Source organism: Natrinema gelatinilyticum (assembly GCF_024266705.1).
In the GTDB taxonomy this organism is placed as follows: Archaea; Halobacteriota; Halobacteria; order Halobacteriales; family Natrialbaceae; genus Natrinema; species Natrinema gelatinilyticum.
The window spans coordinates 1725179-1747804 of the sequence record NZ_CP100756.1 but is presented as its reverse complement, the minus strand read 5'-3'; the positions used below and the strand labels follow the sequence as shown (position 1 = coordinate 1747804).

The window sequence follows — 22626 nt, the reverse complement described above, 5'->3', positions numbered from 1 at the left end:
CTCCTCGCCCTGCTCGCGCCCATTCGGGCGCTTGCTGAGGACGGGGATTCCCGACCGCAGTTGGGATGTTACGGTTCGCGGTTCGTGACCTGTTCTCGCGGGGCGAAACTGCCCTCGCTACGGTCGAACAGGCGAACCGCTGGCTGTGCCAACCAGCCGTTATCCCTATCCTGTAGAGGATTCGGGAGTATCTTTTGTTGGGCACTGTCTAGTTCAGCACCTCCTCAGCCGGCGTTCGGCCATTGAGCGCTTGATTCGGTCGATCGTGGTTATAGTGGTGTCTGAACCGTTTCAGCCAGCGGCGTGCGCTGGCTGAACTGCCCCGCCAGAACGAGTGAAAGCGGTCGATCCTCATTGAGACAGTCTGAAACCACTTTTCGACGTGGTTTCGATCGCTGTAGTTGAGCTGACCGCTCAATTCATGACGAGCGAGGACAGTCAGATGGCCGCCAGCATCGACGAGAAACTCTGTCTCGGCGATATCGTGTTTCGGGGTGAGTCGGTGCAGGAACGCCGCTGCGGGGTCAGTCCCGCGGCGGCTGAACACGTCGATTTCGAAAAGTAGTTTTGATTCTGTGTCGATCGCGGCGTACAACCACTTCTTTTCGACGTCTACCTCGATCTGTTTCTCGTCGACCGCGACCCGCGACGGCTGCGCCGTCGGCGGGTCGCTCTGAGCCCCCGAGAGTTTGTGCGTCCGATGGAATCGGGCGCCCGGCGCTCCGTGAGGGTGAGGCTTTATGCCTGACTTGTAGGTAACAATCGGCGAGCGGCTCAGTCAGTCCGCTTCGGCGCTGCCGACCGAGAGGTACTGTTCGAGCAGGTCGTCGCGGTTCCGCAGGTCGTCGACGGAACCATCCCAGACGTTCGAGCCCTTCTCGATGATGTAGGCCCGTTCCGAAAGGCTCAGCGCGAAGTCGACGTTCTGTTCGGTCAGGACGACCGTCACGTCGCGTTTGACGACGTCACCGAGGACGTCCGCCAGGTCGTCGACGATGACCGGCGCCAGTCCCTCGGTGGGTTCGTCGAGCAGGAGGACGTCCGGGTCCTGGACCAGCGCCCGAGCCACCGACAGCATCTGCTGTTCGCCGCCAGAGAGGTTCTGGCCCAGACTCTCCCGGAGGTCGGCCAACACTGGGAAGGCATCATACATCTCCTCCATCGGTCGAGGGTCGGCGCAGGTATCCCGGGCGACCTGGATGTTCTCGTTGACGGTCAAGTCGGGGAAGATCCGGCGTTTTTCCGGCACCAGCTTGATACCCGACCGGCTGATCGAGTCGACCGACTCGTGGCTGATGTCCCGGCCTCGGTAGCTGATGTGGCCCTCGCGCCGGGGGACTGTACCGGTAATCGTCCGGAGCGTCGTCGTCTTGCCGGCGCCGTTGCGGCCCAGCAGGCCGACGACCTCGTTTTCCTCGACGCTCATCGCCAGGTCGAATAGGACGTGACTGTTACCGTAGTAGGCGTTGACGTCGTCACATTCGAGGACGCTCACGCTTCCTCACCCCCCAGGTAGGCCTCCTTAACGCGTTCGTCGGCCATCACCTCGTCGGGCGTGCCGTCGGCGATCAGCGACCCGTTTTCCAGGACGAGGATGCGGTCAGAAATGCCCAGTACGACCTCCATGTCGTGTTCGGTCAGGACGAACGTCGTGTCGGTCTCCTCGTCAAGCCGGCGGATGAGGTCGACCATCCGGTCGGTCTCGGACTTGTTCATCCCAGCCGTCGGCTCGTCCAGCAGGATGATCGACGGATCCGTCCCGAGGGCAAGAGCGATCTCGACTTTTCGCGTGTCGCCATGTGAGAGGTTCGCACATTCGGTGTCGGCGACCTCCTCGAGGTTTGTGAGTTCGAGGATTTCCCGGGCGGCATCCGTGAGTTCATCGTCGTCTTTCGTGATGGCGGTCAGGTCGCTCGTCCGCCGGTCGTTGCTGATTCGCGCCACTCGGACGTTGTTCAGCACCGACAACCCTTCGAAGACGTTGTTGATCTGGTAGGCTCGCGAGAGGCCCCGACGGGCGATTTCGTGGGGCTCGTCCTCGGTGACGTCGACCAGTTCGGTGCTGTCCCGGGGGCGGAGCTTCACCGTCCCGGAGGTGGGCATAAGTGTCCCGCTCAGCAGGTTGTAGAACGTGGTCTTACCGGCCCCGTTCGGCCCGATGATGCTGGTGATCTCGTCGTCGTCGATGCTGACCGTGACGTCGTCGACGGCGATGAGGCGGCCGAACCGCCGTTCGAGTGCGTCGGTTTCCAGCACCGTACTCATGCTTTCACCGACCCGAACAGGCCCTCGGGCTTGACCAGCAGGATGAGGATCATCGCCAGGAACGGCATCAGTTCACCGGCACCGGCCACACCGATGACCGGCCCCATCGCCGACATGATGCCGATGACGTACGCGCCGATGAAAGCCCCGCCGAACGAGCCGAGGCCGCCCAGCACGACGACGATGAACGCCTGGATGATGATCTGGTCGCCAAGCGCCGGCTTGATGCTCAGGATGGGTGCCGAGAGTGCCCCGCCGAGGCCCGCGAGGGCAGCCCCGACGAAAAAGACGGCCGTGTACAGTACCGGGACGTTGACGCCGAGCAGCCGTGACATGTCACGGTCGCTGGCCGTCGCCCGGACCTTTCGGCCGACGTTAGTGTACCGAAGCGTGGCCAGCAAGGTGGCCATCGTCAGGACGGACATCATGATGACGAACGCCCGGTAGGTGGAGATGGTGTACCCGACCGGGAGCATCAGATTGCCGGCAAGCAGGGCCGGCGGCTGGATGCTGGCGGCCGACCCGAACAGTTCCCTGATGATGTCGGTGAAAATAAGGACGAACGCGAAGGTCAACAGTAACTGGTCGAGCGGTTCTCGGTCGTACACTCGGCGGATGAACCCCCACTCGATAAAGGCGCCGACGAGCCCCACAATGAGCATGGCGAGTACGAGTCCCATCCAATAACCCAGTTCGGGGAAGGCGAATCCCAGCAGTTCACCGCCGGTCGCGAACAGGACCACCACGTATGCGCCAATCATGTAGAGGACGCCGTGGGCGAAGTTCAATACGTCCATCACACCGAAGATGAGGCTCAGTCCGACAGCCACCAAGAATAACTGGCTCCCGATGCTGATTCCGGTGATGAGCTGTGTGATAACGAAATCTACCGATACCATACGATTAGGTGGGTTTCTTTCGGTATATAAGTGTACGTGTACAGTTGAACGTTCACATGTGAACATTCATCTATAATGGAGGCCCTGCACTGTTAGTTGATGTACAACTATGAACGACAAAGTGTCAAATAGAAGGGTGGATACGGCGCAGACCGTGTCGGACACTTCGAGTGTCTCACGCAGAAGGTATCTCGCTGCTGTCGGAGCGGGGACGGCAATTGGACTCGCCGGGTGCATGGGCGGTAGCGGCGGTGGCAGCACGATCAAAATCGGCGGTATGTACCTCATCACGGGTGTCGCCTCCGCACTTGGCAAAGCCTCCGAAGCAGCGGCCCGCACCGGCGTCGATGCGGTCAACGAGGACGGCGGTATCAACGGCAACGACGTCGAGATCGTCATCCGCGGTCACGGTGATGACCCAGCGGCCCAGCTGAAGAGCCTCGTCCAGGAAGAGAGGGTCGACGCCCTCGTCGGCCTGACGTCCTCAGGCGTCACACTGAAGAACGCGACGGCGATCAACCAGCTCGGCGTGCCGATGACGCTGACCGACATCGGCACGCCGTACATCACCGAGTACGACACGGACACGTACTCGGACAAGGCCTCGTTTAAGGAGAACATCTTCCGGACGAACGCCAACACGGCCACGAACGTCTACGGTATCGCGGAAGACGCCAACGAGAATCACAGCGGATCGCGTGTCGCCAACATCGGCCCTGGTTACGCTTACGGTGAGCAGGTCTGGAGCTACTTCCAGGCCTATTCCGACGGCCTGGGTGCCGGTCACGAGTACGTCGCCAGCGAGTTCCCCAGCCTGGGTGCGACGGACATGACCCCCCAGATTAACGCTATCATGGACGCAGATCCGGACGTCGTCTTCTCCGGTTTCTGGGCGGGCGACGCCGTCACGTTCTTCAAGCAGGGCACCGAGCAGGGCCTGTTCGACCAGGTTGACCAGGTGTACATGACCCTGGCGATGGACCCCACGGTGTTCTCGGCACTCGGCTCGAAGATGCCGGAAGACGTCAAGATCGCCGGCTGGTACTGGCACTCCGCGTTCGACAACGAGACCAACACGGATTTCCTCGAGAAGTACAAGGACCACGTCGAGAACCTGCCGGCTATCCCGTCGTTTACGGGTGGCAGCGCTTACAGCGCCATCTGGATGTACAAGAAGGCCATGGAAGCCGCCGGCGGCACCAAGACCGGCGACGTGGTCAGCGAACTCGAGGGCATCGAGGTCTCCGGCCCGCGAGGCACCTGGAAGATGGATCCCGAGAGCCATCAGGCCAACGCCCCGTCCGTGCTCGGCGTCTCCAGTTCGGACGACGACGTGCCCTACGACGGTCTCGGCCTCTCGAACAACAAGCAAGTGACCCTGACGCGGGACGAGTCCACCAGCCTGCTCGAGGGCTCTGGCTTCCCGCCGGGGCTCTAGCGCTGAATGTCTCCCAACCTTCGCCAGCAACTGCGGCTCGAAGGCGGGCGGCTCTGGATAGCCATGGCCATGGCGGTGCTGGTCGTCGTCCCGTGGGTGCTCCCGGCCCTGCAGGTGGACCTGCTGACCCGTGCGCTGCTTATCGGCGTGCTGGCAGTCGCGTTTAACCTCCTGTACGGCTATACCGGGCTGCTGTCATTCGGTCACGCGATGTTCGTCGGTGCGGCCGGCTACGCCGCCGCCCTGTTCTTCCTGCGCGTGGTGCCGGCCTACGGGCTCGGCACGGCCTTCGGTGGACTCTCGGTGCTCGTAAACTTCGTGTTCGCGCTGCTACTGGGCGTGATTGCCGCCGCCATCCTGGCGGTGGTCGTCGGCTATTTCTCGGTCCAGCTCGAGGAAATCTACTTCGCGATGATCACGCTGTCGTTCTCGATGGCCATCTGGGTCATCGTCCAGTACGACCACCTGGCTGCCGTGATGCCCCTGGACGTCGTCACGAACGGCTCCGACGGCCTGGACTTCCTCTCGCAGATTGGGACGGTCAACATCCTCGGTATCGAGTTCTACCTGCGGCACTTCCTCTACCCGCGACCGTACTACTACATCAGTCTCCTCATCGGGACGGTGGCGGTGTACGCCCTGTGGCGAATCGTTCGGTCGCCGTTCGGGACGGTCTGTCTGGCGCTCAGGGAGAACCCCGAACGGGCCCGGGCACTCGGCGTCAACGTCCAGCGTCACCGTTGGAAGACGTTCATCATCTCGGGTGCCTTCACGGGCCTGGCCGGGGCGATGTTGATCATCCACAGTGGTGGCATCAAGCCCGGTGCCACCCACTGGACGGCGTCGGCCGAACCGGTGCTTGTGACGGTCATCGGTGGCCCCTACTCGTTCCTGGGACCGGTCATCGGTGCGATCACCTTCGAGTATCTCCGGTGGTTTATCCGGCAGTTCCCGCTGCTGGAGGCCTACTGGGAACTCTCGTTCGGCATCCTGCTGCTGATCGTGGTTCTGTTCTTCGACAACGGGGTCACCGGCGGTCTCAAGCGGTTCGGCGAGTGGCTCGGATCAGCCCGTGGCCACTACGACCGCGACGGATTCGGCGGCGTCGTCGGCTTCGCTGACGAGAGCGTCGTTACAAAGTTGCAATCGATCCGTCACGCCGTCGTCAACGCCGTCGATTCGATCACGGGCCGCAGTGGCCCGGGATCGAACGATTAAATCGTACCGTTCGCTGCAGGGTCGTTGTTCTTTTCGGTCAGTTCGACTGGCAACCACTTGGTACGTGTTACCGGGTCGACAACGTCATACCTACCGTGAGGGTATGATCGTATTCTTTGATGGAAGCGATTTGCGACATCTTAGCGGTCAGTCCGAACGGCCTTCCGAGGCCATCGACGCTCTGCCAGGCGCTTGACTGCGTCAAGATGTGGGTCTGGCGACAGTTGTTGCGCCGAAGCGTGCAGCAATTGCTTCCCCCTGGGCAGGGATCGATCGATGCAACGGACTTCGAACAGACGAGTCCGTCCGATCACTATCGGTGACGATCAGATTGACACAGATGATGAAAGCGACGGTCTTGACGGGCTCGTTCATCAAGACCGTTGGAGGTGCAACTGACGGCGAACTGGAGACACGATACAGCAGTCGGGCCCCAGGTCGCCCGTGTTCTGCCGGGCGACCTGCTCGGTCTCGCTGCAGACGAAGGGGACGAGAAGAACGCCTTCCACGAGTGGCTCCGTGAACACGATGTTCGGTCGCGGATCCGTCACTGTCTGCACGCAGTGTGCGATTCGGCGCGTGAAAGAGACAGGGCGCGTATCGGTCACGGGACTCCCACGGTTTCGGCGTTACGACGCAGGTGATGGAGTGAACGTTTTATAGCCGTGGTGGTCATGTTCTTCTGTTGTGAACTACTCCGCCCGACCGCGCTCGGGCCTCCCCGGCCCTCGCTTGGTGCGGACGGAGCGTCCTGTTTCTGTGTCGGAACGTGCAGGAACAGATCCCACAGCGTCCACAAGACGCTCCGCGTCTCGTGCGGCCCGGCAGAACGCCGTAATGATCAAGATAACTTTTGCAAATATGGACTGAGGAATTGATCGATCCAGGACTTAGCAAATCCGAGTCGATCGGTAAGGGTGTCGAAGAGACGGCGAGCGAGAGTTCGGAACGCGCTCTCGCTCGCCACCACGATTGGCGAGGCAGTGCGTTTGAGTACTTTCCAGACCTGTTCAATCGGGTTGAGATGCGGTGAGCCGACCGGAAGAAAGACGAGATCAATACCGAGTTGGTGTGCGCGCTTGCGCGTGTGTTCACAGATGTGAGACGAGAAGTTATCCAAGACGAGCAGAATCCGTGTTCCCGGATTCTGCTCGCGGACTTGCTCTAGTAGCGCACAGATGTTCTCTTTCGATTGATCTTCAGGGAACGTCAGGACACTTTCGCCGGTGAGCGTATAGCATCCGACCGCTGGTTCGTCAAGCTTCACCAGCGGTCGTTCCAGTGTCGGATCATCAACGTACCACAGTCGATGCGAATTGTCGTATGGTTGTGGATGCGAAGCATCACAAAAACCGACGACAGTTCCCCCATCCGTGCAAATATCGTCGTCGAGGACCCATCCTTCGTCCTCATCATCAGGACGCTTGTTATGTGCCGTCTCTGTCTCCTCGTCGAACGCGTCTGCGACGCGTTCTTCGAGGATTTCATCTGCGTTTTCTGGCCGAGAGGGGCGCTTTGGACGTGGTTTAGCGTAGGACAGTCCGAGATTCCGGAGGAATCGACCGAGATAATCCGGATGGTACTCTACACCGAACTCTTCGTCCAAGAGCTGATGAACTTCCTGTGCTTTCCAGGGCTGCCCCTCCCGGAGAAGTTCTAAAAGACGCTTTTATTCCTCGTCACCGAGCTTCGGGGGCCTTCCGCCCCCGAAGTTCGGTGTCAACTGACCAAGTCCGCCATCGTTCCATCGACGCGCCCAGCGACTTCCAGTCGACGCAGATTTGCCAACGTCGTCGGCTGCTTCCTCGTACGTTGCTCCCTTGTAGAGACGTTTGACAAAGGTGAGTCGCTTGATGATCTTTGGATCGTCTGCTGGACGAAGCAGACGATCCAACTCCTGCTCACTTAGATGACGAACAAGATCGCCTCGCCGGTCTCCTCCCATCACTGGCCCGTCTCAGTCTATGCCCATAACTTCCGTCACTCATTATGGCGTTCTGCGGACGGTTCCAGACTCCGCAGGCGGCTTCCCGTTACGGGCGGTTCGGAGTGTCCCGCTCCTACCGGTTGGACACTCGGCCACAACCGACGATGCACGCTTGTTGTCGCGTTTGAACACCGCCGGAAGCGTGGTGAGCATCTTACTACCCCCCTTCGATAAGGGTGCCGATTCACACGAAAACAAGACGTGCGGGCGTTGTATCCCTTCCCTGCTCGCTTCGCTCGCTGCGGATAGCGCGGGACCGTCGGTCCCGCTGACCATGCGAACGGCGTCGCCGTGAGCAGAAGGGGGGTTAGCGCCCTCAATTACAGCTAACTACTCCCTGTAGCGTTCGGCACGGATATTAGAGGATGAGACTTTCGATAAGTGGTCTGCGGAAGAGGAGCAGGATCACATTATTAGTGGCGCAGACGGCGTACACCGATATTACACCGAGGACGAACAAGCTGTCTACCGGCTTTGACAGGAGATGGCCAGCTACAACCACGAGACCAGCATAGGCGGTCCCGGCAAGGATGACTCCGGGCAGTCCGACAGCGTTGTAGAGGTGCGTGGTAAGCGGATTAAGCTCAGTGGCGTATGGAACGAGAAACAGAAAAAGCGTGGCGATAAGGTCGGTCAACCACAGGATGCCAAACGCGTACCGAAGTGACTGTGTTGCTGGCTTCTTCAGTCGTATACCAATCGCTGTTTCCGTCTTCATGCCTGTGAGTGGCCGTAGGTTCTGCAGGTATTTAGGCTGACCAAAGATCAGTAATCTCATTATAGTAGATAGTAACGAGGATGGTATAGAACGATTGGCACACCAAAGAGCACGGTGAACGCTGTGGTGGATGAGCCCAGCGATCCTGCAAAGAACGCTTCGATATAAACGTTCTACACTGTCGTGGAGACGGAGACGCTAGCATTGTTTGAACGTCTCTCCGTTGAGTTTCTCGACGAGTTCGATGTGTTCGCTCCGCCGGAGACGGGGCGTACACGAGACCACGAATGTATGACTTTGTGCACAACGCGCGAATCAAGGATGCGGTCCACTCTACAACCAGCGGTTGATCTGTGAGACCGTGAACTCGGTGACCAAGCACTCGGATGGCTCGCCGTCCGAGCGCGAGTATGGGACCGACAGTTTCGGGAAATTACGCTGACTGCCACAATCTACAACGTCGAACGGGCTGTCATACGGACTACTGTACGTCATTGCCGGTGCAACCGCGACCGTTCTGCGGTTGCACCAGTACATCGGTACAGCAGACCGTATCAAACAATAGATTCCGTCGCTCTCTGCGTATCTAATAGAGCCGCCGGCCATGAACCACACTCTTGTCTCCCTAAGTGGCCGTCGGTAATCGCGATCCACCGTACCTCGTTCCGGCTCAACCGATAGTGGCAGGCCTTTGGTTCCATCTGTTCCCAGTAGATGGTCTCCATCGGTGGGACGTCCGCGTCCCCCCGCGACATCGACAGCTCTTCGTCTGGCCTGGCGTCCTCCTGCATCGTCTGGAGTACCGGTGCTGGGGGCGGCGCGAGGGCATTCCAGACCAATCCGGAGAGAACGAGCAACCCGATGACGGCGACGACGGCGACGACCGTTCGCCGACGATCCGACATCGCTGCCCGAACAGCGATCATGCGCTCGACGGCGAGGGCCACGCCGAGCGCGACGAAGACGAGCCAGAGGAACACGTCCGTCGAGCCGTCTAGGTCGACGAACAGCACCTGAAAGCCGAGTATCAGCCCGCCCGCCGGAATCCACCATCGCTCCCGCAGGTCGCGGGCCGCGGCGAGTGCCCAGCCGTAGAATGTCACCAGGAGGAGCAGCGATCCGTAACCGAAAGTGAGCAGTATTGAGTAAGCGTGCTCGGTCAGGGAGTGCGGCGATCCGGCAACCAGCGGCGCAAGCACCGTCTCAACGACCATCGGTACGAGCGCGTCTGAAACCGCAAATACGAGGATGATACCTCCAGCGACGACGCCGCCACCGGTGACCGTCGAGATCGCACCCCCCCTCCCGGTTCGCTGGTACGCTATCCCGACGACCAGCAACGCGAACGCAGCCCCTGCCTGCCAGGAACCGGCGCTCAACGCCACGAGGGCTCCGGCGAGAAACGGCCGGTCTCGAAGGGCCAACGCAAGCGCGCAGACGCCGAAAAACAGCGCATAAAACTGCGCTCGGACGCCAAGCAGCGGGATGACGAGAAGTTCAGGAACGACGAGCATCGTGAGTCCGGCGGCGACCGCCGCCGCATCCTCGCCTGTCACGAGGTACGCCACCCATCCGACGAGTAAGATGCTCGCAGCGACGACGATCACCGTAAGTGCTACACTGAGGACGTGCAGGAGGTGCATATCCCTGCCGGAAAGGAGGGCGAGAACGGCCGTGATCCCGAACGGAACGGGCGGATTGACGTCCCAGACATCGACGTACGGTACACCGCCGTTGACGATGTACCAGCCCGTGTGCTGGAAGAACAGCGGATCGATCATCGCCACTCGTCGGGCCTCGGGCGAGGGCCAGTCGGTGAGGTTGAACGCCGCGAATGCGGCGGCGAACACGATGACGACGGTCGGTCCAAGAATGGCGAGCCAACAGGATCGAATCTGGAAACGTGAATACACGGACATCGTGGAGGACTCCACCGGTCGTACGAGTACGATCAACGGAGAGCACCGTATTATTAAAGTCGATTTTACGCAGATTTTGAATGTACACCAGCGATGATTTCCGTCGGCACGATGATATCTAATCAATGAGCAAGTAGTTCTTGAGTTCAGCTGGTATGCACGTCCAAGAACCACTCACCGGTAGTCTCGAAGCTGCGTTTCTTCAATACCGGACTGATACGGTCTGCTGTAACGATGTACCGGTGTACCCGCAGGACGGTCGCGGTTGCACCGGTAATGACGTACAGTAGTCCGTATGAAGAGAGCACTACGATCACTCTCAGGACACTCACGGTGTAGCTCCTTTCTTCGGAACTCTCGCTCTGTGAGATAGCCATCGACCTCGAAACGTTCAGCGAGACTAGCAGCAAAACTCTCGCGACGATCGTTGATTCTGGTCACCCCCTCCGGTTCGCATGGGGTTCTCAGGCTGTGAGACTGGGCGATCAGACCCGGGTGTAGTGACCGGCTGAGTACGTGATTCGAGACGATACTGATTCTCCTGTTCCTGAGACAGGTTTACCAGGCCCAATCATCGCCGCACAGCTAATGTTCTGTAAGATCGAAGATCCAATATGGGCGATCACGATCATCCCGCTCCGAACTCATCAGAGTGGAACAACCCCGACTTTTGTCCGTTCTGTGGGCAACGACTCCCCGACGGTGGTCCGGGATTCATTGACCATATCGAAAAGGGAGAGAACGCCACTTGTCGGGAGCGGTTCGAGCAATGGCGTGAAAACGTCATCGACGACATCGGCGGAGAGTGGACTGGATAACTTCGTTCACCGATCGTTCACTGTTCACGATCGTACGTTCTATCGAAGTGTATAACTACAGCGAATGAATGACGATGTCTACGGTGGATTGTTCGAGCGTGCAATTGCCAGCAATTCCCTTTTCAGGATATGGGTTCTGACCACAGTATGGCAACGAAATCAGCGTTCGAGTGTCCCGTGTGCCATGATGAGATCGAGGATGGCGAACAACTCGAGGAACACTTGCTTCGCAACCATCCAAAGAAAAAGCTGGCCAGGTTTGTCGCCACTGAGGCGGTTGCTAGGGAAGAAGACATCTCGAAGTAAGTTAGTCCTGCTTTGTGGTATACACAGACTCCTCAGTCATCGCTACCACGCTCTGTTTCCACTTATACACCCTATTTTCGTCTGCTCCAACGCACTTTGGCGAGAAAATGATATCCAGTCCGCCGGTACAGAAGTTCGGTGAACATCGAAAACTACTCCCCAATTCTATCGAGCATGGTCACCACCTCAGTCCTGTTCTGTGATCTTGGCCTCTCCAACCTTCTCTAGGGATATCCACTCATTTTCTTCCACCTCGGGCATACATCTTCGAACCTGAGGTCGTTCCCATTCACCGTCGACGTACGTCACTGATCTCGTATCGAATCGATTCTATCTCGTCTTCTTCTTTGATTTCGATTTGGAGGTGATCTTCAGGTCCATAGTCAATGGGTCCGGCTCGACCTTCAACTGAGGTACCGTTGAGGAGCGTCACTAGAGTTCGTCATGGACATCACTTCTGTTAGCGTACCCACGGGGACCGTCATAAGCGTCTAGATAGGGCCTCTTGAAAGTATAATTTTAGACGGTGCAAGAGCATGGAACTACTCTCACATTGTGTTCCCTCGCATGTCAGTAGACGGCATATCATATCGATCCCCATAGCGGCCGTTTCTATAGTCTGTCCAGACCGCGACTCGACTCGGACCTCTCCCCAGTAGACCACTCCTGCAGTAGTCACATAAACATACGATCCTCGGGGAATTCAGGATACTGTAACGACTGTTCATCGCCGTAGAGTTGCTCTATCCGCGTTACACGCTCGTCGTAGTATTGATGGATCTCCTCTACACGTTTCTCTTGTTCCGTCTCCTCAACCGCGAGCCGTAAATTTGTTCACAGCTTCGAGGAATCGGATCGATCGACCCGAGTCAATCAGGACTCGATCTTCTCGACGATCTGGTTGGCCTGGTCGATGGCGTCATCTTCGTCGGAGACTTTGCCGGTCGGAATGAGGACACTCTGAATCTCCCAGTCGGAGTCATCCCCGCCTTCCTCGTGACCGGTGCGAACCTCCGCACTGTCCACGACCGAAGATGCAGCCTTTTCCGCCCAGTCAGGGGTTCGAATCTCGTCGAACGTGTCGGGGTCGTTGAACCGAACGTGATAGTAATCGTCGGTCGTCTCCGCGATAGACGGTGCCATGATAGAAAATACCGACACCAGTAGAAAAATAGTGAGGTGGCGTATGGAGGGGAGGAAAGTTATCCACTTCGCGGTCAACGGTGGTGATCGCATGCATAAACAGTACTGGGCGATCGCCTCTATTCCTTCCCCACATCCAGAGAGAACACCTAAACCGACGGTTGTGGAGCGGGCACGATGGGATTCGAACCCACGACCGTCGGATTAGAAGTCCGACGCTCTATCCGGACTGAGCTACGTGCCCTCGAGTCCGAGTCCACGTCGGAACGGTATAAGCGATTGGGATTTCAGGTCGCAGTCGACCGCTATCCGTAATCACACCGACGCATGCGGAGTGCAACGGCAAGACGGTGCCCTATCCGGCGAGGCCGCCGCAAAGAAAAAGCGTCCCGCAGTAGCGTGAACGGCGTCAGAACTTGACTTCCGAATCGTCGTCGGACTCGTTTTCCGACTCGTTTTCGGATAGTCCGCCGTCGGATTCGTTGCTCGTGTTTCCGCCAGTCTCGTTGCCGGATTCGTTACCGAGTCCGACGTCGGTCTCGTTCGTCGCGCTCTCGTTGGAGTCGAGGTTCTCCGAGTCGCCGGAATCGTCTACTCCATCGCTCGAACCGTTAGATTCGTTGTCCGACTCGTTGCTGGGGTCGCTGCTACTGTCCATACAACCGGCGACTGCTGCGACCAGTCCGACGCCGAGACCGGCGGTAAATCGACGCCGTTTGATGCGCTTTTCTGTCATAGTGCGGCATCCGCTTCGGGGGCCGACATCCATATAACAACGGGATTCCGTTTCAGATATTAGGTAGGGTTTGAATTAATCGCCTCGAATTCGAACGATTGAACGATGTGATACCGCAGATATTGCCGATTTGTTGCGGGAAAATAACACAATATCGAATTCATAACCGATGGCGACTCGAGTGCGTCGAACGGATGTCAGTTGCGACTCGAACGCGGTCGATCGAGGCGGTTTCGTCTCGAATCATACCCCGGTCGCAGATGAAACGTGGCTCATTTCGGCATAAAATAGTTGCAGTGGAACAACAGCGTCGGGACGACCGACGAGGAAACAGAGGGGCGGATTGACACGGGACAGTCGCGAACACGAGGGTCTGACGTCGGATTGAGGGACGGAACACAGCGCTTATACACGTCTCGCCGGTATGTGGTCCCGATGCATGTCATCGGAACGGTGGGACTGCCCGGGAGCGGGAAGAGTGAAGCCGCCACCGTCGCACGCGAAGATGGAATCCCGGTGGTGACGATGGGCGACGTCGTCCGCCAGGAGACGGCCGACCGCGGGCTCGATCCCGCGAAGGATCACGGCACGGTCGCGCGAGCGTTACGCGAGGAAAACGGTCCCACGGCCATCGCCGAACGGTCGCTGCCGATGATCGAGGACCGCCTCGAGAACCACGATGCGGTGCTAGTCGACGGCATCCGCTCCGACGTCGAAGTTGACGTCTTCGAGACCGAATTCGGAGACGCGTTTACGCTCGTCAGTATCGAAGCCCCCTACGAGATACGAGCCGACCGGATCGACGAGCGCGGCCGGGACGCGGGCGAGGCAGACGGCGGCGAAGGGGTGGCCGCCCGCGACGAACGCGAGCGGGGCTTCGGAATGGACGACGCGATGGAGCGAGCCGACGTGGTCGTCGAGAATACCGGCTCGCTGGAGGCGTTCCACGATCGGATCCGGGAGGTCGTTCGGGAAGGGATCGACGACGGGAAACGTACTGAACGAAAACAAGAGCCATGAGCGACATCTATCGCGTCGACGTCGAGATTACGGCACCGGTCTTCGACACCGAAGTCACGAGTCGGGTGGTCGACGCCGTGGCGAACATCTTTCCGACCGCAGACATCGAGGAGACGTTCGGCGAAGTGAGAGGGGAAGCCCACGCGCTGGATCACTTTTCCGAGTTGCTTCACCGCCAAGAAATCCTCGACACTGCGCGCGGCGAGTTTTTTTCGAACCAGGAAGGAGACACCTTCACCTTCGCGCTGAAGAAGCAGGCAGCCTTCGAGGACCGGGTTAATTTCTCGGTCGGTGAGCCGGACGAACTCGGCGAAATTAGCGTCCGCGTGCGCGTTGACGAACCGAGCCTCGAGGAGTACGTCGATCACATCGCGCCACCGACCGAGGACGGCCGGCCGGTTGACACCTGATTCGGTTCAGGACTCGTTCGGCGCCGCAGCTACGTGTCCAACTCGCGTTCCGTTTTCAGTCGGCGACGGATGAATCGATCGTCGAGAGTCGGTTCAGGTGTCGAGGGTCGGTTCGGGGAGACTCGAAGTGAACCTCGAGTCATCGCCGAGGTGTCGTGTTCCACTGACCGAATCAGACTTCCTGATATCCGCTCGCGCAGAACCCGTAACCCTCAGGTCCTTCACGACCGTCCACGTTGCTGTCTGCGTGTCGGACGTCTCGGTCTTCGTCCGCGGACGGTGGCTCCGAGATCAGAGAGCCGCGACGGTCGCCTCGCGAGCCGCCGTCAACAGGTCGAGGTGGACGTTCGGCTGAACCTGCCCTTGGAAACGGGTTTGACTCGAGCTACGACCTCGAGGGGCCAATACTGATTGCGCCGATCCACCCACGACTGATAGGGCCAGGCCACGTATGATTATCAAATGCACGACACGATACCCGTCGCAGAGATTATGGTCGAAGACGTCGTCACCGCACCCCCTGATGCGACCGCAACTGAAGCGGCGACGCGAATGCGCGACGAGCACGTGAGTTCGGTGCTCGTCGTCAGTAACGAGGAACCCGTCGGTATCGTCACCGAAGGAGACTTCGCGACGAACCTCTGCGAACGGGAGGATCTCGGTCACCTCGAGCTATCGGCAGTCATGTCGAAGCCCCTGACGACGGTCACAGCGGCCGCGTCCATCGTCGACGCCGTCGAGGAGCTGCAGTCGTCGGATATCGAACACCTGCCGGTCGTCGGCGAGGACGACCACGGCGCGCTCGAGGGAATCCTGACGACGACGGAGCTGTCCTACTACGTTCCGCACCTGGCCCGCGGCATAGATCGGCTAGAAGCCAATCCGACACAGCGACGTGTCAGGACCGACACCCTGTACGAACGTGACGACTGGGAGTTCGAGTACCGCGGCGAAGACGAGTCGACCGTCTCGGTGGGTGACAGTGCTCGGTTCACGAAGTCGATTTCCGAGGACGACGTCGAGACGTTTGCGGAGGTCACCGGTGACACGAACCGACTCCACCTCGACGCGGACTACGCCGCCGAAACCAGGTTCGGCAAACGGATCGTCCACGGCGTCCTCGCGAACGGGCTCATCAGCGCGGCGCTCGCTCGGCTCCCGGGGCTGACCATCTACCTTTCGCAGGAAAGTAGCTTCCGCGCTCCGCTGTCGATCGGCGAGCGAGTCACCGCGGTCTGCGACGTCGTCGAAGACCTCGGCCGCGCGAAGTACCGCATCGAGACGACCGTGGTAAACGGCGACGAAACCACGGTCCTCGAAGGGGGTGCAGTCGTCCTCGTCGACGACCTTCCGGTCTCGAGGTGATCTCGCGCCTCGGAAATCTTGGTCCGTGGCTCCGGGGGTCGAATTCGACGTCCCCGGGATTCTCGAAATCCCCGAGTTCGGAAAGCGATTGTGCGGTCTCGTTGAGCGGTCCGGCGGCGCGATCGATCGCACGTTCGCCGGCTCGACTATCGACGTCGGCAGCGCCGTCGTCCGCGTCAGATGATCCACCAAGGTCGCCGAAACAGCCGGAAACCGAAGCGAGAAGACCGATGCTCACGCACGTGCGAGTGAGATACTGTCGACGATTCATTCGTACTCGAGGATACGACTCGTAGTGCAGTAACGTAGTGGCAGGCTGACTGTCATCGGAATCGACACTCGAGTCCGGCCCTCGCTGCGTGAAACCGTTCCCGCAGCGTTACCCGAACGGCCCCATACCGCCCATACCGCCACCACCGCCGCCCTGTTGCATCTGCTTCATCATCCGCTGCATCTCCTGTTCGGAGCCCATGCCCTGGAACTGTTTGATCGTGCGCTCCATCATCTTGTACTGCTGGAGGAGTTCGCGCACCTGCTCCTCGCTGGTGCCCGAACCGCGGGCGATGCGCTCGATCTGGCTCGCACCGATGGCTTTGGGATACTCCTTCTCGGCATCGGTCATCGAGTCCATGATGACGCTAAAGGTGCGCATCCGCTCCTGGGTGACGTCCATCGCGTCGTCCGGCAACTGGTCTTTGATCCCGCCGCCGAAGCCCGGGATCATGTCCATCACCTGATCGAGCGGTCCCATGTTGTTCATCGCCTCCATCTGTTTCTGCATGTCGTTCAGCGTGAACTGGCCCTGCAGCATGTCCTCGGGGTCCCACTCCTCTTCTTCCTCCCCGGTTTGCTGCATGGCACGTTCGACGCGTTCTGCGAGCTGGCCGAGGTCACCCATGCCGAGCAGCCGCGAGATGAAGCCGTCGGGCTCGAAGCGCTCGACGTCCTGGACCTCCTCGCCGGTCCCGAGGAACGCGATCGACGAATCGGTCTGATCGACCGCGGTCAATGCGCCGCCACCTTTCGCCGTCCCGTCGAGTTTCGTGATGACGACGCCGTCGATCCCGATGGACTCGTCGAACTGCTGGGCCTGCTCTTTCGCGCCCTGCCCGATCGCGGCGTCGAGGACGAGCAGCGACGTATCGGGCTCGACGACGGCCTCGATCTGTTCGATCTCGTCGATCAGATCGTCCTCGAGGGCGTGGCGACCGGCCGTGTCCACGATGTGGACGTCGGCTTCGCTGGTCTCCTCGAGACCCTTCCGCGCAATCTCGACGGGGTCGTCGGTGTCCGGGTCGCCGTAGAAGTCGACCTCTGCGCGCTCGGCCATCTCCTCGGCCTGGTCGTACGCGCCTGGCCGGAAGGTATCGGTCTGGATGACCGCCGGCCGAAGTCCCTTGGTCGAGAACCACCACGCCATTTTCGCGGCGGAGGTCGTCTTCCCCGACCCCTGTAGCCCCGCAAGCAGGATGGTCTGTTCCTCGAGCGGGAGGTCGGTCGACTCGCCGATGAGATCGACGAGTTCCTCGTAGACGATGCGGAGGACGAAGTCCCGCGCCGGAGTACCGGCGGGAGGTTCTTCCTCGAGTGAGCGCTCTTTGATGTTGTCCGAGAGCTCCATCACGAGCGAGACGTCGACGTCGGCGGAGAGCAAGGACCGCTGGATTTCCTTGACGATCTCCTCGACGTCTTCCTCGCTGAGTCGCGACTTCCCGCGAAGCTTGTCCAGGGTGCCCCGCAGAGAACTCCCGAGATCGTCGAGTACCATTTGCTCGGTCTACGGGGCGATGGTGTTAAAGGCTTTTTCTACGTCCGACACGCGAGTGCCGGTTCAGTTTTGAGACGGATCGCTCCGCCGTCCCGAGCATCACGAGGTCGACGCGGGCGATGGCGTTCACCGACCCGCCGAGCCCTGGTCCCACGTCCGTTCGACTCGTTCGTCGATGGCGGCGAGCACTGTCGAACAGATGTCCAGTGGATGGAGCGACGGCGACTCGAGGTCCGTGATACGGGCTCCAATCGGCGGCCGGTGGAAATGGAGACGAGCGTTGTGCGGGTTCGGATGGCGAACCCATCTCGGTGTAACGATCGAGGTGCTTTTTCGCCGCGTTCGGCGAACAATCGGCGACCTGGGCGATTTCGGTGTACGTCGTCGGCTCCGTTACCCCGAGGACGGTGCTGTAGACGCGACCGAATGTATTGGTCGTCTCCTGCCATCGCCTGCGTATATCGTCGACTTTCTCCCGGTCAAGCACCGGATCGAACTCAGTCAGTAGGGACGTGTGCGCACGGGCCAGTGATATATGAGGTGTTATGGTGGTGTTCTCAAATATATGAGTTTTGGGCAGATGGCAGCGGCGATACCGCAAACCACCGATCGTGCGGCCTCGAACGGTGACGGTCACTCGAGCGGCGTCGGTGGATATTTCACTCGACCCCGACAATCCTCGCGTATGAGCTCCGACGCAGACGTCGATCCTTCGGAGTACGACGCGCTCGAGGATGCAGACGTCGTCATGCGCCAGAACGATCACGGGCTCCACATCGCAGACGACGAGGTGACTGGCGTCTCGAGCCAGGGGCAGACGCCCGAGGAAGCGCTCGCGAACCTTGCGGCGGCGGTCGAATCGTACAGGGAAGCGACCGACGACGACCCGGGCGACGACTGGCTCTGAATTCGAGAACGCGGGGCCGGTATGCCCTTTTTCGAGGCGTATGCCGTATTAAATGTCACTGTCAGTGATAGTTTGTGGTTTGGAATAGACCCACGAAGCAGAACCTCCACGAGACGAGTCGAATCGATGGCAGATACCCCCACGCGGTCAGCGACGCGTCACGCTCGGCCGGCGACGCATTCTCCGTGCGGGGTCGGGACTCGCTGCGACGGCGCTCGGTATCGCGACCCTCGGCGGACAGGCCGCCGCACTTCCTGACGGACCTCGAGATCGAGATCCACCCGGGATGCGACAGCGCGAAGATCAATACGAACAGTCGCGGCGGCGTCCCCGTTGGCGTTCGACGAACGCTCCGACGCGACGTACTCGACGGCCTCAGACTGGCGGGACGTTGCCGACGGGTAGCTTATCCGTCGCAATCACATTAAATCACCACATGCCAGGGAGAACTGACCCGTCAGGACCGCACGACAGCGACGCTCTGGCTGCAGTTTACGATCGGGTCACCGACGCCGTCTTCGCGCTCGACGAGGAGTGGCAGTTCACGTTTTGTAACGAGCAGGCCGAACAGTTACTCGACCGATCCGAAGCTGACGTGCTCGGGACGGTCGTCTGGGAGGTGACTCCCGACGTGATCGGATCGGCGGTTCGGACCGAATACGAGCGGGCGATGGAGACGCAGGAACCCGTCGGGTTCGAGACTGTCGCCGAGTCGCTCGATTCCCGCCTGGTGGGGCGTGCGTATCCCTCCGAAACGGGGCTGACGGTGACCGTACGGATCGACACCGAGCGCGCTCGGCGGACGGAACGGCTCCGAGACCGCGAACGTGCGTTGCAGGATGCATACGAGGTGATCGCGGACCCCGACCGACAGTTCGACGAAAAGATCGACTCGCTGCTCGGAGTCGTCCGGCGAACGATCGGCACGGACTACGCGACGCTGTCCCGGATCCACGAGGACGCAGATGAGTACATTTTCGAGGCCGTCGACGCGCCGGCCGACGCCGACCTCGAAATGGGGGATACCGCGCCGCTGTCCGCGACGAACTGTGAGCGCGCCGTCGATACCGAACAGACGCTGGTCATAGAAGACGTCGACAGGGACGCGCCGGAATTAGCCGATCGCGCCGGAAACGCGGAGTGGGGCATCTCCTGTTATCTCGGAACGCCCATTTCGGTCGACGACGAAGTCTACGGCACGTTCTGCTTCTACGATCTGGACGCCCACGTCGATGAATTCTCCGACTGGGAGGTCACGTTCGTCGAACTGCTCGGCAACTGGGTCAGTTCCGAACTCGAGCGCCACCACTCCGAACGGAAACTCGAAGCGTCGAACGAACGGTTAGAACAGTTCGCCAACGCCGCCTCTCACGACCTCAAGGAACCCCTGCGGATGGTCTCGAGTTACCTCACGCTCCTCGAGAACCGCTACGGGGACGAACTCGACGCTGACGGTCGGGAGTTCATCGAGTTCGCCGTCGACGGCGCGGACCGGATGCAAGCGATGATCGACGGCCTCCTCGCGTACTCGCGAGTCGAAACGCGGGGCGATCCGCTCGAACCGGTCGATCTGAACGCCGTGTTCGCAGACGTGCGAAACGACCTGGAACTCAGACTCGAGGAGACTGACGCGACCCTGTCGAGCGAGTCGCTGCCCTGGGTCGAGGGCGATGCCGACCAGTTGCGACAGTTGGTCCAGAATCTGCTATCCAACGCGCTCGAATACAGCGGCGACGAACCGCCGCGGATCTGCGTCGAGGCTCGACGGGAAGGCAGCGACTGGCTCATCTCGGTCAGCGACGACGGTATCGGAATTCCGCCCGACGACGAGGAACGGGTCTTCGAAGTGTTCGAACGACTTCACACTCGCGAGGAACACGCCGGGACGGGAATCGGCCTCACGCTCTGTCGGCGTATCGTCGAGCGCCACGGCGGCGAGATCTGGGTCGACTCCGAACTCGACGAGGGGGCGACGTTCCGGTTTACGCTTCCGGCCGCAACGGCGGACGAATCGTGACCCCGTGGTCGGGTTCCGAGTACGCTTCTCGGTCGAATTTCGGCACCTCGTATTCGATTCGACGACAGTGAACGGAACCGGATACCGTTCGAAGCCGGTGTCAAAGACGGCCGTTCGGGCTCTCGGTACCGCGTCGTCGTCGGTGGTCACGTGCTCCGTGTACCCGGCGAACGTCTGCTGTCGACTCGCTCCGAGGAAACCGTCGGCGGCGCGTCCGGAACGTCGAATACGCCCGCGAACGTCCCGGTCCCCCCTGTTCCAAACTCGGATGTCGAGTCCCACGGTCACACCTGGCTGGACCTCCGCTGTGACATCGCGGGGGACGTCGACCCGCCATCCACCGCCGCGGCGAACGTCCTGTAGCACCGCCGACGCTCTCGTCACCGCTACCGAGACGGACGGATTTCCGTCTCCGCCGTCTCGTTCGACCAGAGTTCGGACGGAGTCGACGAACAGCCCGTCAGTCTACCGGCACAGGCCGTCGCGAAGAGCAATCGTCGACAGCCGACGAGCCCGCTCACAGCTCTCGAGTCATATAATTTTTCAATAATATTCTGAGTTATGATAGTTCGTACCCCTTCGTTTCCACTCGAGACCGTCACGATCATCTCGTCGCTCGAGGCCGGAGAAGGGGCCGCGCTCGCAGGATCAGCGGACGTCTGCGGGGTCGGCGGTCTGTGAGTGTATTGCACGTGTTCGCCCGCTACGCGTCTTCGGGTCCGCTCTCGACCTCGCCATCGTGGGCGAGCCACTCCGTGAGGCTACCCTCGTAGAAGGCGACGGTCTCGTAGTCGAGTGCCGTCAGGACGACGAAGGTGTGGCTGATCCGCCGCGCAGTATTGCAGTAGAGGACGATCTCCCGGTTCGGGGTGATTCCGTGGTCTTCGAGCAGGGCCTCGAGTTCCGCATCGGGTTTCAGTCGCCGCGTCTCCTCGTCGACGACCTCGCGCCAGTCGAACCGCACGGCACCCGGCAGGTGGGCTTCCTCGAACTCGTCTCGCTCGCGCGTGTCGACGAACACGGCGTCTCGCTCGAGGGCTTCCTGGACGGCCTCGTAGCCGACCAGCGGGGTCTCGTCGGGGGCCAGCGGATCGGGCTCGTAGGTCGTCGGTTCAGTCGCGGACGCGTCGGTCGTCGTTTCGTACTCGCGGTTCCAGGCGCTGTAATCACCGTCGAGGAGGCGGACGTCGTCGTGACCGTACTCGAGGGCGGTGAGCACGAAACGGGCGGCGAAGACGCCATGAGTGTCGTCGTAGGCGACGATCGTATCGTTGGGATCGATGCCGACGTTACCGAGCAAGTCCGCGAAGGCGTCGGCACCGGGCAAGGTCCCGCGGTCGACGTCGCTCTCGTCGCGGTATCGATCGAACGGGATGTTCACCGCGCCGGGGAGATGCCCGATGCCGTCGTATTCCCAGGCGTCCCTGACGTCGACGATGCGTACGGTGGGGTCGTCCAGTCGCGATGCGAGCCAGTCGGGGGAGACGACGACGGATTCGTCCATTAGTCGGTACATACTCACGGAGACTCGAGAACGCACCGGTTTCGACGCCAATTTCGAGTACCGGGACAGTGGCAACTCTTGCTGGTGTCTGTTGAAAAATCTGACCAATATCATCACAGATATTATAAAAAGGGAGCGAAACTGTCGAATTCAGGTGCCGTACCGGCGGATATACCGATTGACGATAC

The 22626-nt window shown here is 60.2% G+C and carries 20 protein-coding genes, 1 tRNA gene and 6 pseudogenes; 13 read left to right on the top strand and 14 right to left on the bottom strand.

The genetic code is table 11. From position 1 onward, the window contains the following. Positions 1–68: 68 nt before the first annotated feature. The 5 genes and pseudogenes from NJU76_RS26875 to NJU76_RS08540 all read right to left on the bottom strand — a co-directional run. Positions 69–170, bottom strand: a pseudogene (locus tag NJU76_RS26875) (transposase); the annotation flags it as partial. Between the two features lie 38 nt (positions 171–208). After that, positions 209–715, bottom strand: a pseudogene (locus NJU76_RS08555) (integrase core domain-containing protein); the annotation flags it as partial. Positions 716–778: 63 nt separating this feature from the next. Beyond that, positions 779–1495, bottom strand: coding sequence for an ABC transporter ATP-binding protein (locus NJU76_RS08550; protein ID WP_254532330.1), 717 nt, complete (start codon positions 1493–1495; stop codon positions 779–781). Beyond that, on the bottom strand, positions 1492–2265 hold the full coding sequence (locus NJU76_RS08545; RefSeq protein WP_254532329.1) for an ABC transporter ATP-binding protein: 774 nt from the start codon (positions 2263–2265) through the stop codon (positions 1492–1494). The genes NJU76_RS08550 and NJU76_RS08545 overlap by 4 nt, the downstream gene beginning before the upstream one ends. Next, complete coding sequence (locus NJU76_RS08540) at positions 2262–3164, bottom strand: branched-chain amino acid ABC transporter permease (protein ID WP_254532328.1); 903 nt, start codon at positions 3162–3164, stop codon at positions 2262–2264. Before NJU76_RS08540 ends, NJU76_RS08545 begins: the two co-directional genes overlap by 4 nt. A gap of 235 nt (positions 3165–3399) precedes the next feature. Between NJU76_RS08540 and NJU76_RS08535 the strand changes: the two genes are divergently transcribed. Both NJU76_RS08535 and NJU76_RS08530 read left to right on the top strand, forming a co-directional pair. Then, entirely contained in the window at positions 3400–4602 is a 1203-nt protein-coding gene (locus NJU76_RS08535; RefSeq protein WP_254532327.1) for an ABC transporter substrate-binding protein, read from the top strand. A gap of 6 nt (positions 4603–4608) precedes the next feature. Continuing rightward, complete coding sequence (locus NJU76_RS08530) at positions 4609–5820, top strand: branched-chain amino acid ABC transporter permease (RefSeq protein WP_254532326.1); 1212 nt, start codon at positions 4609–4611, stop codon at positions 5818–5820. Between the two features lie 841 nt (positions 5821–6661). Here the strand turns inward: NJU76_RS08530 and NJU76_RS08525 are convergent. Further along, positions 6662–7765 (bottom strand): annotated as a pseudogene (locus NJU76_RS08525) (IS630 family transposase). A 400-nt stretch (positions 7766–8165) separates the two neighbouring features. Next, positions 8166–8585 (bottom strand): hypothetical protein, encoded by a 420-nt coding sequence (locus NJU76_RS08520; RefSeq protein WP_254532325.1) that lies wholly within the window; start codon positions 8583–8585, stop codon positions 8166–8168. Positions 8586–8655: 70 nt separating this feature from the next. Here NJU76_RS08520 and NJU76_RS08515 point away from each other — a divergent pair. Further along, positions 8656–8813 (top strand): annotated as a pseudogene (locus NJU76_RS08515) (IS5/IS1182 family transposase); the annotation flags it as partial. Between the two features lie 2 nt (positions 8814–8815). Then, positions 8816–8999: pseudogene (locus tag NJU76_RS08510) on the top strand (IS5/IS1182 family transposase); the annotation flags it as partial. Positions 9000–9079: 80 nt separating this feature from the next. Here the strand turns inward: NJU76_RS08510 and NJU76_RS08505 are convergent. Next, positions 9080–10444: a DolP-mannose mannosyltransferase gene (locus tag NJU76_RS08505; RefSeq protein ID WP_254532324.1), complete on the bottom strand. Its 1365-nt coding sequence runs from the start codon at positions 10442–10444 to the stop codon at positions 9080–9082. A 614-nt stretch (positions 10445–11058) separates the two neighbouring features. Between NJU76_RS08505 and NJU76_RS08500 the strand changes: the two genes are divergently transcribed. Beyond that, complete coding sequence (locus tag NJU76_RS08500; protein WP_254532323.1) at positions 11059–11262, top strand: DUF7501 family protein; 204 nt, start codon at positions 11059–11061, stop codon at positions 11260–11262. A 147-nt stretch (positions 11263–11409) separates the two neighbouring features. Then, complete coding sequence (locus NJU76_RS08495) at positions 11410–11568, top strand: hypothetical protein (protein WP_254532322.1); 159 nt, start codon at positions 11410–11412, stop codon at positions 11566–11568. Positions 11569–12441: 873 nt separating this feature from the next. Here NJU76_RS08495 and NJU76_RS08490 read toward each other — a convergent pair. The 3 genes from NJU76_RS08490 to NJU76_RS08480 form a co-directional block, all read right to left on the bottom strand. Continuing rightward, a complete protein-coding gene (locus NJU76_RS08490; protein ID WP_254532321.1) occupies positions 12442–12711 on the bottom strand; it encodes a hypothetical protein in 270 nt (89 codons plus the stop codon). A 169-nt stretch (positions 12712–12880) separates the two neighbouring features. Next, positions 12881–12955, bottom strand: a tRNA-Arg gene (locus NJU76_RS08485). A gap of 165 nt (positions 12956–13120) precedes the next feature. Beyond that, positions 13121–13447, bottom strand: coding sequence for a hypothetical protein (locus NJU76_RS08480; protein WP_254532320.1), 327 nt, complete (start codon positions 13445–13447; stop codon positions 13121–13123). 435 nt (positions 13448–13882) lie between these two features. Here NJU76_RS08480 and NJU76_RS08475 point away from each other — a divergent pair, with 435 nt between their 5' ends. From NJU76_RS08475 to NJU76_RS08460, 4 genes are all read left to right on the top strand, one after another. After that, positions 13883–14467, top strand: coding sequence for an AAA family ATPase (locus tag NJU76_RS08475; protein WP_254532319.1), 585 nt, complete (start codon positions 13883–13885; stop codon positions 14465–14467). Next, positions 14464–14877 carry an RNA-binding domain-containing protein gene (locus NJU76_RS08470; RefSeq protein WP_254532318.1) on the top strand — a complete coding sequence of 138 codons (414 nt, stop codon included), beginning with the start codon at positions 14464–14466 and terminating at the stop codon, positions 14875–14877. The genes NJU76_RS08475 and NJU76_RS08470 overlap by 4 nt, the downstream gene beginning before the upstream one ends. 462 nt (positions 14878–15339) lie before the next feature. After that, complete coding sequence (locus tag NJU76_RS08465; protein ID WP_254532317.1) at positions 15340–16242, top strand: CBS domain-containing protein; 903 nt, start codon at positions 15340–15342, stop codon at positions 16240–16242. A 25-nt stretch (positions 16243–16267) separates the two neighbouring features. Then, positions 16268–16426 (top strand): hypothetical protein, encoded by a 159-nt coding sequence (locus NJU76_RS08460; RefSeq protein ID WP_254532316.1) that lies wholly within the window; start codon positions 16268–16270, stop codon positions 16424–16426. A 195-nt stretch (positions 16427–16621) separates the two neighbouring features. On the opposite strand, the gene NJU76_RS08455 is transcribed toward NJU76_RS08460, so the two are convergent. Together NJU76_RS08455 and NJU76_RS26870 are read right to left on the bottom strand one after the other, a co-directional pair. Further along, positions 16622–18010, bottom strand: a complete 1389-nt coding sequence (locus NJU76_RS08455) for a signal recognition particle protein Srp54 (protein WP_254532315.1) — start codon at positions 18008–18010, stop codon at positions 16622–16624. Between the two features lie 301 nt (positions 18011–18311). Further along, positions 18312–18515, bottom strand: a pseudogene (locus NJU76_RS26870) (sugar-specific transcriptional regulator TrmB); the annotation flags it as partial. A 180-nt stretch (positions 18516–18695) separates the two neighbouring features. Here NJU76_RS26870 and NJU76_RS08450 point away from each other — a divergent pair. The 3 genes from NJU76_RS08450 (at position 18696) to NJU76_RS08440 (ending at position 21297) form a co-directional block, all read left to right on the top strand. Continuing rightward, positions 18696–18917, top strand: coding sequence for a type II toxin-antitoxin system HicB family antitoxin (locus NJU76_RS08450; protein ID WP_254532314.1), 222 nt, complete (start codon positions 18696–18698; stop codon positions 18915–18917). A gap of 436 nt (positions 18918–19353) precedes the next feature. Further along, positions 19354–20934 carry a sensor histidine kinase gene (locus tag NJU76_RS08445; RefSeq protein WP_254532313.1) on the top strand — a complete coding sequence of 527 codons (1581 nt, stop codon included), beginning with the start codon at positions 19354–19356 and terminating at the stop codon, positions 20932–20934. A gap of 150 nt (positions 20935–21084) precedes the next feature. Then, positions 21085–21297 carry a hypothetical protein gene (locus NJU76_RS08440; RefSeq protein WP_254532312.1) on the top strand — a complete coding sequence of 71 codons (213 nt, stop codon included), beginning with the start codon at positions 21085–21087 and terminating at the stop codon, positions 21295–21297. Between the two features lie 340 nt (positions 21298–21637). Here the strand turns inward: NJU76_RS08440 and NJU76_RS08435 are convergent, their stop codons facing one another. Next, positions 21638–22438, bottom strand: a complete 801-nt coding sequence (locus tag NJU76_RS08435) for a sulfurtransferase (protein ID WP_254532442.1) — start codon at positions 22436–22438, stop codon at positions 21638–21640. Positions 22439–22626: the final 188 nt, after the last annotated feature.

Excerpts from the sequence above, each read along its gene's own strand:
- NJU76_RS08545 (WP_254532329.1), bottom strand. The coding sequence starts at position 2,265 with ATGAGTACGGTGCTGGAAACCGACGCACTCGAACGGCGGTTCGGCCGC.
- NJU76_RS08540 (WP_254532328.1), bottom strand. The coding sequence starts at position 3,164 with ATGGTATCGGTAGATTTCGTTATCACACAGCTCATCACCGGAATCAGC.
- NJU76_RS08535 (WP_254532327.1), top strand. The coding sequence starts at position 3,400 with ATGGGCGGTAGCGGCGGTGGCAGCACGATCAAAATCGGCGGTATGTAC.
- NJU76_RS08530 (WP_254532326.1), top strand. The coding sequence starts at position 4,609 with ATGTCTCCCAACCTTCGCCAGCAACTGCGGCTCGAAGGCGGGCGGCTC.
- NJU76_RS08520 (WP_254532325.1), bottom strand. The coding sequence starts at position 8,585 with ATGAGATTACTGATCTTTGGTCAGCCTAAATACCTGCAGAACCTACGG.
- NJU76_RS08505 (WP_254532324.1), bottom strand. The coding sequence starts at position 10,444 with ATGTCCGTGTATTCACGTTTCCAGATTCGATCCTGTTGGCTCGCCATT.
- NJU76_RS08500 (WP_254532323.1), top strand. The coding sequence starts at position 11,059 with ATGGGCGATCACGATCATCCCGCTCCGAACTCATCAGAGTGGAACAAC.
- NJU76_RS08495 (WP_254532322.1), top strand. The coding sequence starts at position 11,410 with ATGGCAACGAAATCAGCGTTCGAGTGTCCCGTGTGCCATGATGAGATC.
- NJU76_RS08490 (WP_254532321.1), bottom strand. The coding sequence starts at position 12,711 with ATGGCACCGTCTATCGCGGAGACGACCGACGATTACTATCACGTTCGG.
- NJU76_RS08480 (WP_254532320.1), bottom strand. The coding sequence starts at position 13,447 with ATGACAGAAAAGCGCATCAAACGGCGTCGATTTACCGCCGGTCTCGGC.
- NJU76_RS08475 (WP_254532319.1), top strand. The coding sequence starts at position 13,883 with ATGCATGTCATCGGAACGGTGGGACTGCCCGGGAGCGGGAAGAGTGAA.
- NJU76_RS08470 (WP_254532318.1), top strand. The coding sequence starts at position 14,464 with ATGAGCGACATCTATCGCGTCGACGTCGAGATTACGGCACCGGTCTTC.
- NJU76_RS08465 (WP_254532317.1), top strand. The coding sequence starts at position 15,340 with ATGCACGACACGATACCCGTCGCAGAGATTATGGTCGAAGACGTCGTC.
- NJU76_RS08455 (WP_254532315.1), bottom strand. The coding sequence starts at position 18,010 with ATGGTACTCGACGATCTCGGGAGTTCTCTGCGGGGCACCCTGGACAAG.
- NJU76_RS08450 (WP_254532314.1), top strand. The coding sequence starts at position 18,696 with ATGAGCTCCGACGCAGACGTCGATCCTTCGGAGTACGACGCGCTCGAG.
- NJU76_RS08445 (WP_254532313.1), top strand. The coding sequence starts at position 19,354 with ATGCCAGGGAGAACTGACCCGTCAGGACCGCACGACAGCGACGCTCTG.
- NJU76_RS08435 (WP_254532442.1), bottom strand. The coding sequence starts at position 22,438 with ATGGACGAATCCGTCGTCGTCTCCCCCGACTGGCTCGCATCGCGACTG.